This window comes from Shimwellia blattae DSM 4481 = NBRC 105725 (genome assembly GCF_000262305.1).
Classification (GTDB): Bacteria; Pseudomonadota; Gammaproteobacteria; order Enterobacterales; family Enterobacteriaceae; genus Shimwellia; species Shimwellia blattae.
In genome coordinates, this window is sequence record NC_017910.1 from 1,251,914 (window position 1) to 1,268,931 (window position 17,018).

The window sequence follows — 17,018 nt, forward strand, 5'->3', positions numbered from 1 at the left end:
GGCTTCACTGGCTGGCCGGGGTGTAACAATCACGCTCCGGGTGCGACTGCCGGTTAAATCACCAGAAATCATTTTTCCCCTTACATGGTGGCCTGGCCTGCCGCTGTCCGGTGGTTTTTTTCCGTCACTTGAAAGCGTGCCAGTGGTCGCATTTTCAGCGCAGGTGCTTGCTGAATGTAAAAATATCGTTAAATTACTTATCAGGTCAGACCACTACCGGGCTGAAAACGAGGGGATCACTATGCATCAGCCATTACCGCTGACAACGCGTCAGGGGGAGAGAATTGCGATTGTCCACGGATTGCGAACGCCATTTGCCCGTCAGGCCACGGCCTTCCACGGGATACCCGCCGTTGAGCTTGGCAAAATGGTGGTCGGGGAGTTGCTGGTGCGCAGCGCCGTTCCGCCCGAAACCGTGGATCAGGTGGTGTTCGGCCAGGTGGTCCAGATGCCGGAAGCCCCGAACATTGCCCGGGAAATTGTGCTGGGCACCGGCATGAACGTCCACACAGATGCCTACAGCGTCAGCCGGGCATGCGCCACCAGTTTTCAGGCCGTGGCAAACGTGGCAGAAAGCCTGATGGCAGGGACCATACAGGTCGGTGTGGCCGGCGGGGCGGATTCGTCATCGGTACTGCCCATTGGGGTGAGCAAAACCCTGAGCCGGACCCTGCTGGATGCCAGCAAATCCCGCAGTCTCGGGGCCAGGCTGAAGCTCTTTTCCCGCCTGCGGCCCCGGGATCTGCTGCCGGTTCCGCCTGCCGTTGCTGAGTATTCCACCGGGCTGCGCATGGGGGATACCGCAGAACAGATGGCCAAAAGCCACGCCATCACCCGTGAGCAGCAGGATGCCCTGGCCCACCGCTCCCACCAGCTGGCGGCCCGGGCCTGGGAGGAGGGCAAACTGGCCGGTGAAGTGATGAACACCTGGATCCCGCCTTACCGGGAGGTCTTCACACAGGATAACAACATTCGCGGCACCAGCAGCCTGGCGGACTACGCCCGGCTACGCCCGGCCTTTGACCGGCAGCACGGCTCGGTGACAGCGGCCAACAGCACCCCGCTGACCGACGGGGCCGCCGCCCTGCTGATGATGACCGAATCCCGGGCAAAGGCGCTGGGGCTGGTACCGCTGGGCTTTCTGCGCAGTTACGCTTTTACCGCTATCGATGTATGGCAGGACATGTTACTGGGGCCCGCCTGGGCAACCCCCCTGGCGCTGGATCGGGCCGGGATCACCCTTGCGGATCTGACCCTGTTTGACATGCATGAAGCGTTTGCCGCCCAGACCCTGGCGAATCTGAAAATGCTTTCCAGCAACCGCTTTGCCCGGGATGTGCTGGGGCGCAGCCAGGCCACCGGCGAGGTGGACGAGGCCCGCTTTAATGTGCTGGGCGGTTCAATTGCTTACGGGCACCCCTTCGCCGCCACTGGCGCCAGGATGATCACCCAGACGCTGAACGAGCTGAAGCGCCGCGGCGGCGGTCTGGGACTGGTCACCGCCTGTGCGGCCGGGGGCCTTGGAGCAGCAATGGTTCTGGAGGCGGAATAATGGAAAAAGTTTGCGCATACACCCTGGCCCTGCGTGAGGACAGGATTGCGGTTATCACGATTGATGTCCCCGGGGAGAAGATGAACACGCTGCAGGTTTCCCGCAGCCGGGAAGTGCAGGATATCCTCACCACCCTGCGGGCAACACGCGATCTGGCCGGGGTGATTTTTATTTCTGCCAAGCCGGATAACTTTATCGCCGGTGCCGATATCAACATGATAGCCGGCTGCCGGACGGCGCAGCAGGCGGAAAGCCTGGCCCGGGAGGGGCAACAGCTGATGGCGGAAATCGCCGGGCTGCCGGTGCCCGTGGTGGCCGCCATTCACGGGGCCTGCCTGGGCGGAGGGCTGGAGCTGGCACTGGCCTGCCATCGCCGGGTCTGCACCAGTGATGACAAGACCCTGCTCGGCCTGCCGGAGGTCAAACTGGGGCTGCTGCCCGGCTCCGGGGGTACCCAGCGCCTGCCGCGCCTGGTGGGGGCCAGCCGGGCGCTGGAGATTATCCTCTCCGGCATGATGCTGCGCCCCCGCCAGGCCCTGAAACTGGGGCTGGTGGATGAGGTCGTACCGCAGGCCATTTTGCTGGAGGCCGCACTGGCCCAGGTCAAAAGCGCCCGCAAACCCCGCGCCCCGTTACCCCTGCGCGAGCGTCTGCTGGCCGCACCGCTGGTCAGGCAGCTGCTGTTTCGCGCCGTTACCCGCAAAACGCACCAGCAGACCCACGGCCATTACCCGGCCACGGAACGCATTATTGATGCGGTAAGAACAGGGCTGGAGCAGGGGGGCGACAGCGGATACCAGGCAGAGGCCCGCGCCTTTGGCGAGCTGGTCATGACCCGGGAATCTGCGGCATTACGCAGCATCTTCTTTGCCAGTAACGATCTGAAAAAAGATCCGGCAAGCCCGGCCACTGCCCGTGATGTTCAGCAGGTGGGGATCCTCGGCGGTGGCCTGATGGGCGGCGGAATAGCCTATGTCACCGCGGTTAAAGGCAACATTCCGGTACGCATTAAAGACATCTCCCCGGAGGGGATCAACAACGCCCTGCGCTACAGCTGGGCGCTGCTGAGCAAAAAAGTGCAGCGCCGCCAGCTCACGGCGGCCCGGCGCGGCAGTCAGATGGCGCTGATTTCCGGCAGCCTGGATTATCAGGGGTTTGCCGACCGGGAGGTGATTATCGAAGCGGTGTTTGAAGATCTGGCGCTGAAGCAAAAAATGGTGGCCGAAGTGGAAGCCATGACCCGCTGCGGGGCAATTTTTGCATCCAATACCTCTTCACTGCCCATTCACCACATTGCTGCCCGGGCACAGCACCCGGAGCGGGTCATTGGCCTGCATTACTTCAGCCCGGTGGATAAAATGCCGCTGGTGGAGGTTATCCCCCACGCAACCACCAGCGCGGAAACGATTTCCACCACGGTAAAACTGGCGAAGCGCCAGGGGAAAACCCCTATCGTAGTCAGAGACTGCGCCGGGTTCTACGTTAACCGGATCCTGGCCCCCTATATTAACGAGGGGCTGCAGTGCCTGGCTGAGGGCGAGCCCATTGAGCATATCGACAGGGCGCTGGTGGCGTTTGGCTTCCCGGTGGGGCCCATCCAGCTGCTGGATGAAGTGGGGATTGATGTGGGCACCAAAATTATCCCCATTCTTGAACAGGCATACGGGGAGCGCTTCTGTGCGCCTGCGGGGGTCGAGGCCATTCTCAATGACGACCGTAAAGGGCGCAAAAACCGGCGCGGGTTCTATCTCTACCCGGCGGGCAAACAAAAAGGCGGCAAAAAAGCCGATCCGGCCATTTACCGCCTGCTGCATGTGGATCCCCGCGAAGATCAGTCCGCAGAGCTGATTGCCCGGCGCTGTACTTTGATGATGCTCAACGAGGCGGCCCGCTGTCTGGATGAGTCGGTGGTGGGCAGCGTGCGCGACGGGGATATTGGCGCGGTATTTGGTATCGGTTTTCCGCCTTTCCTCGGGGGGCCGTTCCGTTATATGGATACCACCGGGATCGCCAGTATCGTGGCCCAGCTTGAGCAATTACGCGCCCGCTACGGGGAGCGTTTTGCGCCCTGTGCGCTGCTGCTGGAGATGGCCGCGCATAATCGCTCTTTCTGCCAACGGGAGACGCGTGGTCCACATGAAGTTGTCAGGGTAGCGTGATAGACTGAGCGGGAAACGCTGTTTTTGATTAATTCGTAAGCAGCTATTGACTATACTTGCAGCGATGAGTTAAAACACAGCGTTCCATTCGTCGTAAGGATAAGGCACAATGCCAGGCCGCCTGCGGGCAGCTTTATACCCTGTCGACAGGCAGAGTGGCATAGCCCCAAAGGCGTTTCTGGTTAACAAAAGCGGTGCAATATGCAAGTTTTTATCATGCGTCACGGCGACGCGGCTCTCGATGCCGCCAGTGATTCGGTTCGTCCTCTTACCGTAACCGGTTGTGACGAAACCCGTCTGATGGCAACCTGGCTAAAGAGCCAGCAGGTTAAAATCGACAGCGTTCTGGTAAGCCCTTTTCTGCGCGCAGAACAAACGCTGGAAATCCTCGGGGAAACACTTACGCTGCCGGTGCAAACGGAAGTGCTTGCGCAATTAACCCCATGTGGCGATGTGGGGCTGGTCGGGGACTATATTAATGCCCTTGCCAGTAAAGGTATTAACAGTGTGCTGGTGGTGTCTCACCTGCCGCTGGTGGGGTATCTGGTCTCAGAGTTATGTCCTCAGGAGGCACCGCCGATGTTCTGCACATCGTCTGTGGCCTGCGTCACCCTGGACGCTGAGGGCAACGGTCTCCTGGACTGGCAAATGAACCCCTGCAACCTGAAGGTTGCTAAAGCTATCTGATAGCGGCCCGGGTGCCGCCGTTTATCTCTGTTTAAGGGCCACATAGCGTGGCCCTTCGTATTTTTATTCCGCCTGAAACTTAAGGCAGCTCTGGCGGCTGCCACTCTTCGGATTCAATCAGCACCAGCAGTGCCGCATCGCCGCCGTACTCTTTCGGGGCCTGGTGAAACGCCATCACATGCGGGTGCTGGGCCAGCCACAACGGGGTTTGTTGTTTGAGGATATGCTTGCCGTGGCCGTGCATCACGCAGGCGCAGAACAGGTGCTCCCGGCGGCAGGCGGCAATCAGCGCCCCCAGCTCCTGCTTTGCCTGTAGCTGGGTGAGCCCGTGCAGATCGAGAAACAGCTCCGGCGAGTAGTCCCCGCGGCGCAGTTTTTTCAGCTCAAAGTGGCTCACGCCTTCCCGCACGTAGCGGGCGGGGCCGTCGCTGGAAAGCAACGGCTGAAACTCATCAGAAAAGTAGTGGCTGTTGTCCACCTGCTCCTGAATCAGGCGTTTTTCCGGCACTTCGCTCAGTTTTTTACGTGGCGGGCGGTGGACGATAGTGTCCTGTTTCAGCTCCCGGGTGCCGCGCATTAAGTCGCGAAATAGTGTCTGATCGTCACGGGTTAGGGTGGGTTTGTTTTTCATATCGCTCTCAGTTCCTGTCGCTCGCCGGTTATTTTACTCAGTTTGCGCGCCGGTGCTAAATAAAACCCGCCTGCGGATTGCAGGTTGTCTGCTGATTTGTCGGCCTGTTCATGGCAAACTAGCGCGGTTTAATCAGCACGCACCGCCTGCGGAGGGCACAGTGGATAAAATTTTCGTTGATGAGGCAGTCAGTGAACTGCACACCATTCAGGACATGCTGCGCTGGGCAGTAAGCCGTTTTAGCGCGGCCGGCATCTGGTACGGCCACGGGACCGATAACCCCTGGGATGAAGCCGTCCAGCTGGTGCTGCCAAGCCTCTACCTGCCGCTGGATATCCCGGAAGATATGCGTAACTGCCGCCTGACCTCCAGCGAGCGCCACCGCATTGTGGAGCGGGTGATCCGCCGGATCAACGAGCGCATCCCGGTCGCCTACCTGACCAACAAAGCCTGGTTCTGCGGCCATGAATTTTATGTTGATGAGCGGGTACTGGTGCCGCGCTCGCCCATTGGCGAACTCATCAATAACCGCTTCCGGGGGCTGGTGGATAACGATCCGCAGCTGATCCTGGATATGTGCACCGGCAGCGGCTGTATTGCCATCGCCTGTGCTTATGCCTTCCCGGAGGCAGAAGTGGACGCGGTAGATATTTCCACGGACGCCCTGGCCGTGGCTGAGCAGAACATTGCCGAACACGGCATGGAGCATAACGTGACGCCGATCCGCTCTGATCTGTTCCGCGAGCTGCCGCAGGTGCAATACGATCTGATCGTCACCAATCCGCCCTATGTGGATGCGGAAGATATGGACGATCTGCCGGACGAATATAAATGCGAACCGGAGCTGGGCCTGGCCTCCGGCACAGACGGCTTAAAACTGACCCGCCGCATTCTGGCCTGTGCACCAGACTACCTCACTGAAAACGGCGTGTTAATTTGTGAAGTGGGCAACAGCATGGTACATCTGATGGAGCAATACCCGGATGTGCCATTCACCTGGCTTGAGTTTGACAACGGCGGTGACGGGGTCTTTATGCTGACCAGACAACAGCTACTGGACGCCCGCAGCCATTTCAGTATTTACCGGGACTAAACGCCATTATCGTGCGGGCACCCCGGGTGCCCGCCTTTCGGGCCTTCGACAATAACGACAACGGTTAAGGAGCCGTGATGGCAGGGAACAGTATTGGACAATTTTTTCGCGTAACCACGTTTGGTGAATCCCACGGCCCGGCACTGGGTTGTATTGTGGACGGTGTACCGCCGGGCATTCCACTGAGCGAGGCCGATCTGCAACAGGATCTCGACCGCCGCCGCCCGGGCACCTCCCGCTATACCACCCAGCGCCGGGAGCCGGATCAGGTTAAAATTCTCTCCGGCGTGTTTGACGGGGTCACCACCGGCACCAGCATTGGCCTGCTGATTGAAAATACCGATCAGCGCTCCCAGGACTACAGCGCCATTAAAGATCTGTTTCGTCCGGGCCATGCGGATTATACCTACGAGCAAAAATATGGCCTGCGGGACTACCGGGGCGGTGGCCGCTCTTCGGCCCGTGAAACCGCCATGCGCGTTGCCGCAGGTGCCATAGCCAAAAAGTACCTGGCAGAGAAACACGGCATTGTGATCCGTGGCTGCCTGACCCAGATGGGGGACATTCCGCTGGCGATCAAAGAGTGGGAAAGCGTTGAGCAAAACCCGTTCTTCTGCCCGGATCCTGACCAGCTGGAGGCCCTGGACGCGCTGATGCGCACCCTGAAAAAAGAGGGTGACTCCATCGGCGCCAAAGTGACCGTAGTGGCAGACAACGTACCGCCCGGGCTGGGTGAGCCGGTGTTTGACCGCCTGGATGCGGATATCGCCCACGCGCTGATGAGCATCAACGCGGTAAAAGGCGTTGAAATTGGCGATGGCTTCGGTGTGGTGGGCCTGCGTGGCAGCGAAAACCGCGACGAGATCACCCGGGAAGGCTTCCAGAGCAACCACGCAGGCGGCATTCTGGGCGGGATCAGCAGCGGCCAGCAGATTATCGCCACCATGGCGCTTAAGCCCACCTCCAGCATTATGGTTCCCGGGCGTACCCTTAACCGGGCGGGCGAAGAGGTAGAAATGGTCACCCGTGGCCGTCACGATCCTTGCGTGGGGATCCGCGCGGTGCCGATTGCTGAGGCGATGCTGGCCATTGTTCTGTTAGATCATCTGCTGCGCCAGCGGGCGCAAAATGCGGATGTCGCGTGTGCGCTTGCGCGCTGGTAATGATGATGAAAAAAGTCTGTTGTGCACTGCTGGCTCTGGCGGCCAGTAGTGTTGCCTGGGGGGCCACCCCGTGGCAGAAAATTACTCACCCCATCTCCGGTAGTGCCCAGTCCATAGGCTCATTTGCCAATGGCTGCATTATCGGCGCCCAGCCATTAGCGCTGAACTCGCCGGACTACCAGGTAATGCGCACCGATCAGCGGCGCTATTTTGGCCACCCGGATCTGCTGGCGTTTATCGGGCGGCTCAGCAGCCAGAGCCGCCAGCAGGGGCTGGGAACCTTGCTGATCGGCGATATGGGCATGGCAGCGGGCGGGCGCTTCAGTAGCGGGCACGCCAGCCACCAGATTGGCCTGGATGTGGATATCTTCCTGCAGTTACCCCAGGTCCGCTGGAGCCAGGCCCAGTTGCTGAAACCCCAGGCGCTGGATCTGGTGAACGCCAGCGGGAAGAACGTCTCTGACCGGCTCTGGCAGCCTGAAATCGGCCAGTTGATTAAGCTGGCCGCCGAAGATCAGGACGTCACGCGCATTTTTGTCAGCCCGGCCATTAAGCAGCGTTTGTGTGAAGAGGCGGGAAGCGAGCGCGACTGGCTGCATAAAGTCCGCCCGTGGTTCGGGCACCGGGCCCATATGCATGTGCGTCTGCGCTGCCCGGCCGGGAGCCTGGAGTGCCAGGATCAGCCTGCACCACCACCGGGAGACGGCTGCGGTGCAGAGCTGCAAAGCTGGTTCGAACCGCCAAAACCGGGCAGTACGTCGCCGGTGAAAAAATCACCGCCGCCATTACCCCCTTCATGCCAGGCACTACTGGATGAACATGTACTGTGATGAACGGCGCGAATAGCTAACCCAGAAACCCGAAACCGGTGCCCCCGGTTTCGGGTTTTATTTTTCTTAAAATAATAATCAGACAGAGGTCAGGGAAACGCATGGATATGCTGGATTCGGTGTTTATGGTTTCACCACTGGTGCTGGTGGGGCTGTTTTTTGTGGCAATGCTGGCGGGGTTTATTGATGCGCTGGCCGGGGGCGGCGGGCTGCTTACCGTACCGGCGCTGATGGCGGTGGGCTTCTCCCCGGCCCATGCCCTGGCAACCAATAAACTCCAGGCCTGCGGGGGCTCTGTGGCGGCGAGCCTCTATTTTATTCGCCAGCGGGTGGTCAGCCTTAAGGATCAGAAACTGAATATCGCCATGACGTTTATCGGCTCTACCGCCGGGGCGCTGCTGGTTCAGCATATCAAGGCGGATGTACTGCGCCAGATCCTGCCGTTGCTGATTATTGGTATCGGGCTCTATTTTCTGCTGATGCCGCGCCTGGGCGAGGAAGATCGCCATCGCCGCCTGTACGGCCTGCCGTTTGCGCTGGTGGCCGGGGGATGCGTGGGGTTTTATGATGGTTTCTTCGGCCCCGGGGCCGGATCGTTTTACGCACTGGCATTTGTCTCGCTTTGCGGGTATAACCTCGCCAAATCAACTGCGCATGCCAAGGTGCTGAATGCCACCTCCAATCTGGGCGGGCTGCTGCTGTTTATCCTCGGCGGTCAGGTCGTCTGGGGAACCGGCTTTGTAATGATGGCCGGTCAGTTTTGCGGTGCACGGGTAGGATCGCGCCTGGTACTGAGCAAGGGACAACGGCTGATCCGGCCGATGATAGTGATTGTCTCCGCCGTGATGAGTGCCAAACTGCTTTTTGATAGCCACGGGCAGCAACTGCTGCACTGGCTGGGATGGATGTCATGACCACCAGTAATCAACACCACTACCAGCAGCTGATTGATATTTTCAATCACTGCTTTGCCACCGAATACAACACCCGGCTGGTTAAAGGGGACGACGAGCCCATCTACCTGCCGGCAGATGCCAGCGAGCCCTGGAACCGTATCGTGTTCGCGCACGGCTACTATGCCAGCGCCATTCATGAAATCTCCCACTGGTGCATTGCCGGAAAGGCGCGCCGGGAGCTGGTTGACTTCGGCTACTGGTATTGCCCGGACGGACGCGACAGGCAAACCCAGAGTGAATTTGAGAATGTTGAGGTTAAACCCCAGGCCCTGGACTGGTTATTCTGTGTTGCGGCGGGGTTTCCGTTTAATGTCAGCTGCGACAACCTCAATGGCGACTTTGAGCCGGACCGGATAGCCTTCCAGCGCCGGGTACACGCCCAGGTCATGGATTATCTGGCGCAGGGGATCCCGCCACGCCCGGCGCGGCTGATTAGCGCCCTGCACGACTATTACAAAACCCCGCCACTGGCTGCTGAGCAGTTTCCGTGGCCGGAAGATTTAAACTGATGCTATGCAATAGGACGGAGATACGATGATCGCGGAATTTGAAAGCCACATTCTGGCGCAGATAGACAAGATGGTGGAGCACGCCAGTGATGATGAACTCTTTGCCAGCGGTTATCTGCGCGGCCACCTGACTCTGGCGGTAGCCGAGCTTGAGCAGCACGGTGAGCCAACGCCACAGGCGCTTAATGACCAGGTGGTCCACAGTATTGAAAAAGCCATCCAGGCCGGTGAGCTGACCCCCCGGGATCGCGTACTGGTTCAGGAGATGTGGTCCACGCTGTATCAGCAGGCCCGGGCCCGCTGAGCCAGGGCAGATGCCAGTCCATGCCGGGGATTGCCCCGGCATTTTTGTTTTTATACCGGGCGGCCTTTGAGGAGCTTACGCACCCACAGGCGGTTCGGGTTCAGGGCGGCGAGGGTGTCGGCATCCAGCGGCAGCGGCTCGTCGTTCATCTGGGAGGCCAGCAGCTCCGCAGCCAGCGGCGCGCTGCATAACCCCCGGGAGCCCAGCGCGCCGAGGACAAACAGATCCGGGTGAACCGGGGCGCTCACGGCGCTGTCTTGCCTGGTTGCCAGCCCGGCATACGCACTGAGGGTGGCTTCATAGTCCGGCGCGTTGCCCACCAGCGGCAGATGATCGCGGATGGCCCCGCGCACCCCGCTGCGGGATGCCCCGGCGCTGACATCCACCTCCCGGACCCAGGTTGCACCCGGCAGGCAGTCTGCCAGGCGCTGGCGGTTGTGCTGCTGGTCCTCGTCCCGGTATGTGGTGTCGCTACTGCCCCGGTGGTAACTGGCGCCAATACAGTGTTGCCCGTCTGCCGGGTTGTATGGGGTCATATAGCCGTCATAACACAGCACCTGGCGCAGCTGCATCAGCTGTGGCGTGGTCGGAATATGGCTGACCTGGCCCGCCACCGGATAGAGCGGCAGCTCCGCTGTCTGGGCGAACTGGCCAAGCTGCCAGCCGTTGGCCAGCACCACCACCGGGTGGCGGGCCTGCTCCCCGTTACTGAAAGCCAGCAGCCAGTCATCCGCCTGGCGGGTGAGGGAGGTTACCTGATGCCGGTAGCGCAGTACCGCGCCCCGGCGGGCAGCAAGCTCACATAATCCCGCCGTCAGCTGTGCCGGGCTCAGCCAGCCTCCCGCCGGGTAGGTGATACCACCGCAGCCGGTCTCCAGCCCGCACAGCTGCGCGCTTTGCGGCGCGCTGAAGGCCTGTGCCAGCGCGTCGGGCAATGCCAGCGCCAGCATCTGGTCAATCTTCGCCTGGCTTTTTTCATCCCACGCCAGCTGGCTGACCCCGCACCAGTCGTGATCAAAGGCCACCGGCTGCTGGTCATACTCCCGCCGGGCGAAGGTAAACGCCGCCGTGAAAAAGCGGGTCAGGGCGGGATCATGCTGGCTGAGTAGCGGATAGAGCGCCCCCTGGTGATTACCGCTGGCCCCCCGGGCGGGTTGATCATCGGCACAATAGAGGGTCACCTGCCAGCCGCGCTGTAGTAGCTTCAGCGCCAGCAGGGCGCTGGCAATGCCGCCACCGGCGATGGCGACATCGCGCCCGCTGGCCGGGCTGCGGGTATACCAGGGGGCGCTGGCCGGCTGCGGGACGGCGGCAGGCAGTACGCCCACCAGCATCTCCCGTTTGCGGCCAAAGCCTTTTTGTTTTTGCATGGTGAAGCCCGCTTCCTGTAACCCACGGCGCACAAACCCGGCGGAGGTAAAGGTTGCAACGGTGCCGTCTGCCCGGGCGAGATGCGCCATGGCGTTAAACAGGGCCGGGGTCCACATGTCCGGGTTTTTGGCCGGGGCGAAACCATCCAGAAACCAGGCGTCCACTTTATGGCGCGCACTGTCGTCCAGCTGCGCCAGAGTGTCGTTAATGTCGCCAAACCACAGATCCAGGGTCACGCGGCCACTGGCCAGCAGCAGGCGGTGGCAGCCCGGCAGGGGCAGGGGCCAGTGGGCCTGCAGTTCACCGGCCCAGGGGGCCAGCTCCGGCCAGTGACTGTGGGCGAGGGCCAGATCCTGCGGGGTCAGGGGGAATTTTTCAAAACTGATAAAGTGCAGGCGGCGCAGTGTGGCGCCGGGCTGCTGCCGGCAAAAGGCGTCAAAGGCCTGCCAGAGCGTCAGGAAATTCAGCCCCGTACCGAAGCCGCTTTCCGCCACCACAAAGGACTCCCGGGGGTGGTGGTTGAAACGCGCCGGGATCTGATTTCCCCCCAGGAAAACATAGCGGGTCTCTTCCAGACCGTTGTCCCGGGAAAAATAAACGTCATCAAATTCTCGGGATACAGGTGTACCCTCATCGTCAAACTTCAGGTTGGCGGGTTGTATAGTGGTTTGTTTCACGTAAGTTGCTCGTGTGACAGGCGGTGGCACGATCTTAACCAGCCATGTGAATGGGCGCAAATTTACAGACTTTTTGCCTGATCGGACTTGTTCGGCGTACAAGTGTACGCTATTGTGCCTCCCGATTCTTAAATTTTTTAAGTTACGACTTATAGAGGGTATTGAATGAAACGTGCAGTGATTACTGGCCTGGGCATCGTTTCCAGCATCGGTAATAACCAGCAGGAAGTCCTGGCATCTCTGCGTGAAGGGCGCTCCGGGATCACTTTCTCTCAGGAATTCGCCGATGCCGGCATGCGCAGCCACGTATGGGGTAACGTAAAACTGGACACCACTGGTTTAATCGATCGCAAAGTGGTCCGTTTCATGAATGACGCCTCCATCTACGCCTACCTCTCCATGCAGCAGGCAGTGCAGGATGCTGGTCTGAAAGAAGAGGTGTACCAGAATAACCCGCGTGTTGGCCTGATTGCCGGCTCCGGCGGCTCTTCTAAATCTCAGGTTTTTGGTGCCGATGCCATGCGCAGCCCGCGCGGCCTGAAAGCCGTAGGCCCATATGTGGTGACGAAAGCCATGGCCTCTGCGGTGTCTGCCTGCCTGGCAACCCCGTTTAAAATCCACGGTGTTAACTACTCCATCAGCTCCGCCTGTGCGACCTCTGCCCACTGCATCGGCAGCGCGGTAGAGCAGATCCAGCTGGGTAAACAGGACATTGTGTTTGCTGGCGGCGGCGAAGAGCTGTGCTGGGAAATGGCCTGTGAATTCGACGCGATGGGCGCGCTGTCTACCAAATACAACGCAACGCCGGATAAAGCCTCCCGTACCTATGACGCACACCGCGATGGTTTTGTTATCGCAGGCGGCGGCGGTATGGTGGTGGTTGAAGAGCTGGAACACGCTCTGGCCCGCGGTGCGCATATCTACGCGGAAGTGGTTGGCTACGGTGCCACCTCTGACGGCGCGGATATGGTTGCCCCGTCTGGTGAAGGCGCGGTGCGCTGCATGAAGATGGCGATGGACGGTGTGGACACCCCTATCGACTACCTCAACACCCACGGCACTTCTACCCCGGTAGGTGACGTTAAAGAGCTGGGCGCCATTCGCGATGTCTTTGGCGACAATACCCCGGCCATGTCTGCGACCAAAGCAATGACCGGCCACTCTCTGGGGGCAGCAGGCGCCCAGGAAGCTATCTACTCTCTGCTGATGCTGGAACACGGCTTTATCGCCCCGAGCATTAACATCGAAGAGATGGATGAGCAGGCCAAAGGCATGAACATCATCACCGAGCCGACCGAACGCCAGCTGACGACGGTTATGTCTAACAGCTTCGGTTTTGGCGGCACCAACGCCACCCTGGTCATGCGTAAATACAGCGCATAACCGGCAAGCGGTAAGTGACATAAAGGGGCTGATTAGCCCCTTTTTCGTTGTTGTGTGCATTGACTCGGCCCCGCGGAGCAGGCACACTTCCTGCCCTCAACAATACCGCCCGGTATTGCGTAAGCGTTTCACGTCAACCAACGCGCCTTAAACCTGATAATCGGGTGGAGAAGGCGTGGTCTGTTCCCGCCTTACTTCGCAACATGGGAGTAAAGCCTAATGAGTGTTGTTCAGCAATCTGTATCTGCCGGTGAGCGTGTGACCGGTAAAAAACCCTCCGGCCATAATTTTGCGCTGTTTCGTATCGCGTTCGCGGTCTTTCTTACCTATCTGACAGTCGGGTTACCGCTGCCGGTGATCCCGCTGTTTGTCCACCAGGAGCTGGGGTATGGCAATACCATGGTGGGTATTGCCGTCGGGATCCAGTTTCTGGCGACGGTACTGACCCGGGGCTACGCGGGGCGGCTTGCGGATCAGCACGGGGCGAAGCGCACAGTCATGCAGGGGATGGTGGCCTGCGCACTGGCCGGGGCCGCCTGGCTGCTGGCGGCGGTGCTGCCGGTATCTACGCCGGTAAAATTCGGCCTGTTACTGCTCGGGCGTCTGATCCTCGGGGTGGGGGAGAGCCAGCTTCTGACCGGCACCCTGACCTGGGGAATGGGGCTTGCCGGGGCGGGGCGCTCCGGTAAGGTGATGTCCTGGAACGGCATGGCTATCTACGGGGCACTGGCCGCCGGGGCGCCACTGGGGCTGATGATTCATGCCCGCTACGGTTTCGCGTGCCTTGCCATTGTGACCATGTGCCTGCCCCTGGCGGCCTGGCTGTTTAACGGCACGGTTCGCAAAGTGGCCCCCCAGCCGGGGGAGCGCCCGCCGCTGCGCCGGGTGGTGGGGCAAATCTGGCAGCCGGGCCTGGGGCTGGCGCTCCAGGGGGTCGGCTTTGCGGTTATCGGCACCTTTGTGTCGCTGTTTTTTATGTCCCGGGGCTGGGCAATGGCCGGGTTTACGCTCACGGCCTTTGGCGGTGCCTTTGTGCTGATGCGTATTCTCGGGGGCTGGATGCCGGATCGTTTCGGCGGGGTGCGGGTGGCGACAGGCTCGCTGGTGATTGAAATGGTCGGGCTGCTGGTGCTCTGGCAGGCCAGTAACGCCGGAATGGCGATGCTGGGCGCTGCGCTGACCGGATTTGGCTGCTCCCTGGTGTTCCCGGCGCTGGGGGTTGAGGTGGTGAAGCGGGTTCAGCCCCAGGTGCGCGGCACCGCGCTGGGAGGCTATGCGGCGTTCCAGGATATCTCCTACGCGATCAGCGGGCCGCTGACCGGTATTCTTGCCACCTCATGTGGTTATGCCTCGGTATTCCTGGCCGGTGCGCTCTCGGCGTTTACCGGCATCCTGGTGACACTTATCGCGTTTCGTCAAAAATAACTGCCCGCGCAGCGCGGGCCGTCGCGCTGCGGTTTACCACAGATACCACACCACAAAACAGAGCATGATAAGCAGCACCAGCCCGACGGCGGGGCGGCTGAATAGCCGGGTCAGCGGGCCTGCCGGTTCCGGTGTTTTGTTCCAGGCGTCGTCATCTTCGGTGTGCGCCGGGCCCATCCGCCGCTGGTAGAGCAGATTCAGCACCACCAGCGCCTGAGCCTGGCTGAGCGCCATATGATCATCTTTTCTGAAATGGCGCTGGATATAGCGGCTGGCGCTCTGCCATTCAGTCTCATCCATCGGGTGCTTCAGCACCCCCTGCACACTGTGCAGATTAGGTGCCGGGATCTCCGTGAGCGACTGGCGGGCCTGTAACCAGTTAGTAAACAGCGGGTAATAGCGCACCGGAACAGGCTCGCCGATGCGCCGTTTTGCCATGTGCAGCATCGCCTGCCAGATGGCTTTTGCCGGTTCCCCGGTGGTGGCGGCAAGGCGGCTGACCGACTGGCTCAGGGCGCTGTGTTCTGCCGGTAGTAGCGGGCGGCCGGAAGGCGGGCGCACCTGCGGCGGGGGAATAGACAACTGGCCCTTTTGCAGCAGAACCAGAATTTGCTGGATCTGCGTTGCGCTAAGCTGGCTCAGCACCGACTGACCAAAATGCTCACGGATATACAGGCTCACCGCCCGGCGATTATTCCCCTGCTGAAGAAGCTGGGTCAGCAGGACCATCTGGTGGCGATCGCTGGCGCTCTCTTTCGCCTGGCTCAGGCGCTGGTTCAGACACTGCACGGCCGCGGGAAAGTGCGCTGCCGTCAGGGGCACGCTGGCGGCGATATTCAGATCGTGCCTGACGCTGGCCCACACTTCCGGCGTTTGCTGGTGGGTGAGGGCGATAATTCGGGTGATCAGGCTTTCCAGGGCAGTGCGCTGCTGCCCGGTTAACGGCCCGGTTTCTTTGCCCGGGGGAAGTGAGGCGCTGCCACCACCCGGAGGTTGAGCGGATGAGCCCGTGATGGGGTGCATAATAGAATTATCCTTCACTTGCGATAACAATAAACATTCGCCTGGGCGTTGGTATGCCTGGCGGCGAGATTATGGCACACTTATGCGCAATCCTCCCGTACACTCAGGTATTGTGACGTGAAAATTATTGTTGATGAGAATATGCCTTACGCGACTGAGCTGTTCAGCCGGTTAGGCGAGGTTAAGGCTGTCCCTGGCAGACCGCTACCGCAAGGGGTGCTGGATGACGCCGATGCCCTGATGGTGCGTTCAGTCACCAAAGTGAATGCTGCCCTGCTGAGCGGTAAGCCGGTCAGGTTTGTCGGCACGGCAACTGCCGGTACTGACCATGTGGACACCGCCTGGCTGGCAGAGGCCGGGCTGGGCTTTTCCGCCGCTCCGGGCTGTAATGCCATTGCGGTGGTGGAATATGTATTTTCCGCGCTGCTAATGCTGGCAGAGCGTGATGGCTTCGCCCTCCGGGATCGCACCGTAGGGATTGTCGGGGTAGGTAACGTGGGCCGCCGCCTACAGGCACGCCTGGAAGCGCTGGGTATTCGCACCCTGTTATGCGATCCGCCCCGGGCCGACAATGGCGATGACGGTGACTTTCTGCCCCTCCAGACCCTGGTGGAGCAGGCCGATATTCTGACATTCCACACCCCGTTATTTATGGACGGGCCCTACAAAACCTGGCACCTGGCAGACGAGACCCTGCTGCGCCAGTTAAAACCGGGCACCATTCTGATTAACGCCTGCCGTGGCCCGGTGGTGGACAATGCCGCCCTGCTGAGCTGCCTGAAGGCGGGCCAGGATCTGCATGTGATCCTTGATGTCTGGGAGCCGGAGCCGGCCCTGAATACCGATCTGCTGGATCGGGTGGAAATCGGCACGCCGCATATTGCCGGCTACACTCTGGAAGGGAAAGCACGCGGCACTACTCAGGTCTTTGAGGCATTCAGCCAGTTTACCGGCCAGCCGCAGCAGATTGCCCTGAGCAGCCTCCTGCCGGTGCCGGATATGGTGGCGGTGCGGGTACATGGCCCCGTCACTCAGCCGCTGCTAAAACGGCTCTCCCATCTGGTGTATGATGTGCGCCGCGATGATGCCCCCCTGCGCCGGGTCGCCGCCATTGCCGGTGAGTTCGACAAGCTGCGCAAGAACTATGTCGAACGCCGGGAGTGGTCCTCCCTGCGCGTTGAGTGTGATGATGCCGCCAGTGCCGAATTGCTGAATAAACTGGGTTTTACCGCCGTTTATCTGGCTGCACAGTAGT

The 17,018-nt window shown here is 60.5% G+C and carries 15 protein-coding genes; 12 read left to right on the forward strand and 3 right to left on the reverse strand.

Going from position 1 to position 17,018, the window contains the following annotated elements:
* Nucleotides 1-241: 241 nt before the first annotated feature.
* The 3 genes from fadI (at nucleotide 242) to sixA (ending at nucleotide 4,398) form a co-directional block, all read left to right on the forward strand.
* Nucleotides 242-1,552: an acetyl-CoA C-acyltransferase FadI gene (fadI, locus tag EBL_RS05810; RefSeq protein WP_002439677.1), complete on the forward strand. Its 1,311-nt coding sequence runs from the start codon at nucleotides 242-244 to the stop codon at nucleotides 1,550-1,552.
* Nucleotides 1,552-3,711, forward strand: a complete 2,160-nt coding sequence (gene fadJ / locus EBL_RS05815) for a fatty acid oxidation complex subunit alpha FadJ (protein WP_002439679.1) — start codon at nucleotides 1,552-1,554, stop codon at nucleotides 3,709-3,711. The genes fadI and fadJ overlap by 1 nt, the downstream gene beginning before the upstream one ends.
* 201 nt (nucleotides 3,712-3,912) lie before the next feature.
* Nucleotides 3,913-4,398 carry a phosphohistidine phosphatase SixA gene (gene sixA / locus EBL_RS05820; RefSeq protein ID WP_002439681.1) on the forward strand — a complete coding sequence of 162 codons (486 nt, stop codon included), beginning with the start codon at nucleotides 3,913-3,915 and terminating at the stop codon, nucleotides 4,396-4,398.
* A 79-nt stretch (nucleotides 4,399-4,477) separates the two neighbouring features.
* Here the strand turns inward: sixA and smrB are convergent, their stop codons facing one another.
* Nucleotides 4,478-5,029, reverse strand: a complete 552-nt coding sequence (gene smrB / locus EBL_RS05825) for an endonuclease SmrB (protein WP_002439682.1) — start codon at nucleotides 5,027-5,029, stop codon at nucleotides 4,478-4,480.
* Nucleotides 5,030-5,189: 160 nt separating this feature from the next.
* On the opposite strand from smrB, the gene prmB reads away from it, so the two are divergent.
* The 6 genes from prmB to EBL_RS05855 all read left to right on the forward strand — a co-directional run bounded on the left by prmB (nucleotide 5,190) and on the right by EBL_RS05855 (nucleotide 9,884).
* Nucleotides 5,190-6,122 carry a 50S ribosomal protein L3 N(5)-glutamine methyltransferase gene (gene prmB, locus EBL_RS05830; RefSeq protein ID WP_002439683.1) on the forward strand — a complete coding sequence of 311 codons (933 nt, stop codon included), beginning with the start codon at nucleotides 5,190-5,192 and terminating at the stop codon, nucleotides 6,120-6,122.
* A 77-nt stretch (nucleotides 6,123-6,199) separates the two neighbouring features.
* Nucleotides 6,200-7,285, forward strand: coding sequence for a chorismate synthase (gene aroC / locus EBL_RS05835; RefSeq protein ID WP_002439684.1), 1,086 nt, complete (start codon nucleotides 6,200-6,202; stop codon nucleotides 7,283-7,285).
* 5 nt (nucleotides 7,286-7,290) lie between these two features.
* Complete coding sequence (gene mepA, locus EBL_RS05840; RefSeq protein ID WP_014715922.1) at nucleotides 7,291-8,115, forward strand: penicillin-insensitive murein endopeptidase; 825 nt, start codon at nucleotides 7,291-7,293, stop codon at nucleotides 8,113-8,115.
* A 101-nt stretch (nucleotides 8,116-8,216) separates the two neighbouring features.
* Nucleotides 8,217-9,029, forward strand: a complete 813-nt coding sequence (locus EBL_RS05845; protein WP_002439687.1) for a sulfite exporter TauE/SafE family protein — start codon at nucleotides 8,217-8,219, stop codon at nucleotides 9,027-9,029.
* Nucleotides 9,026-9,580 (forward strand): elongation factor P hydroxylase, encoded by a 555-nt coding sequence (locus EBL_RS05850; protein ID WP_002439690.1) that lies wholly within the window; start codon nucleotides 9,026-9,028, stop codon nucleotides 9,578-9,580. The genes EBL_RS05845 and EBL_RS05850 overlap by 4 nt, the downstream gene beginning before the upstream one ends.
* Before the next feature lie 25 nt (nucleotides 9,581-9,605).
* Nucleotides 9,606-9,884, forward strand: coding sequence for a YfcL family protein (locus EBL_RS05855; protein WP_002439692.1), 279 nt, complete (start codon nucleotides 9,606-9,608; stop codon nucleotides 9,882-9,884).
* A 50-nt stretch (nucleotides 9,885-9,934) separates the two neighbouring features.
* On the opposite strand, the gene mnmC is transcribed toward EBL_RS05855, so the two are convergent.
* The gene (mnmC, locus tag EBL_RS05860) at nucleotides 9,935-11,932 is read right to left on the reverse strand and encodes a bifunctional tRNA (5-methylaminomethyl-2-thiouridine)(34)-methyltransferase MnmC2/FAD-dependent 5-carboxymethylaminomethyl-2-thiouridine(34) oxidoreductase MnmC1 (protein WP_002439693.1); all 1,998 of its coding nucleotides are present in this window, start codon (nucleotides 11,930-11,932) and stop codon (nucleotides 9,935-9,937) included.
* A gap of 165 nt (nucleotides 11,933-12,097) precedes the next feature.
* On the opposite strand from mnmC, the gene fabB reads away from it, so the two are divergent.
* Nucleotides 12,098-13,315, forward strand: a complete 1,218-nt coding sequence (gene fabB / locus EBL_RS05865; protein ID WP_002439695.1) for a beta-ketoacyl-ACP synthase I — start codon at nucleotides 12,098-12,100, stop codon at nucleotides 13,313-13,315.
* Between the two features lie 219 nt (nucleotides 13,316-13,534).
* Nucleotides 13,535-14,740: an MFS transporter gene (locus EBL_RS05870; protein ID WP_002439698.1), complete on the forward strand. Its 1,206-nt coding sequence runs from the start codon at nucleotides 13,535-13,537 to the stop codon at nucleotides 14,738-14,740.
* Nucleotides 14,741-14,773: 33 nt separating this feature from the next.
* On the opposite strand, the gene EBL_RS05875 is transcribed toward EBL_RS05870, so the two are convergent.
* Nucleotides 14,774-15,763, reverse strand: coding sequence for a hypothetical protein (locus tag EBL_RS05875; RefSeq protein ID WP_002439700.1), 990 nt, complete (start codon nucleotides 15,761-15,763; stop codon nucleotides 14,774-14,776).
* Between the two features lie 117 nt (nucleotides 15,764-15,880).
* On the opposite strand from EBL_RS05875, the gene pdxB reads away from it, so the two are divergent.
* Complete coding sequence (gene pdxB / locus EBL_RS05880; protein ID WP_002439703.1) at nucleotides 15,881-17,017, forward strand: 4-phosphoerythronate dehydrogenase PdxB; 1,137 nt, start codon at nucleotides 15,881-15,883, stop codon at nucleotides 17,015-17,017.
* Nucleotide 17,018 lies beyond the last annotated feature (1 nt).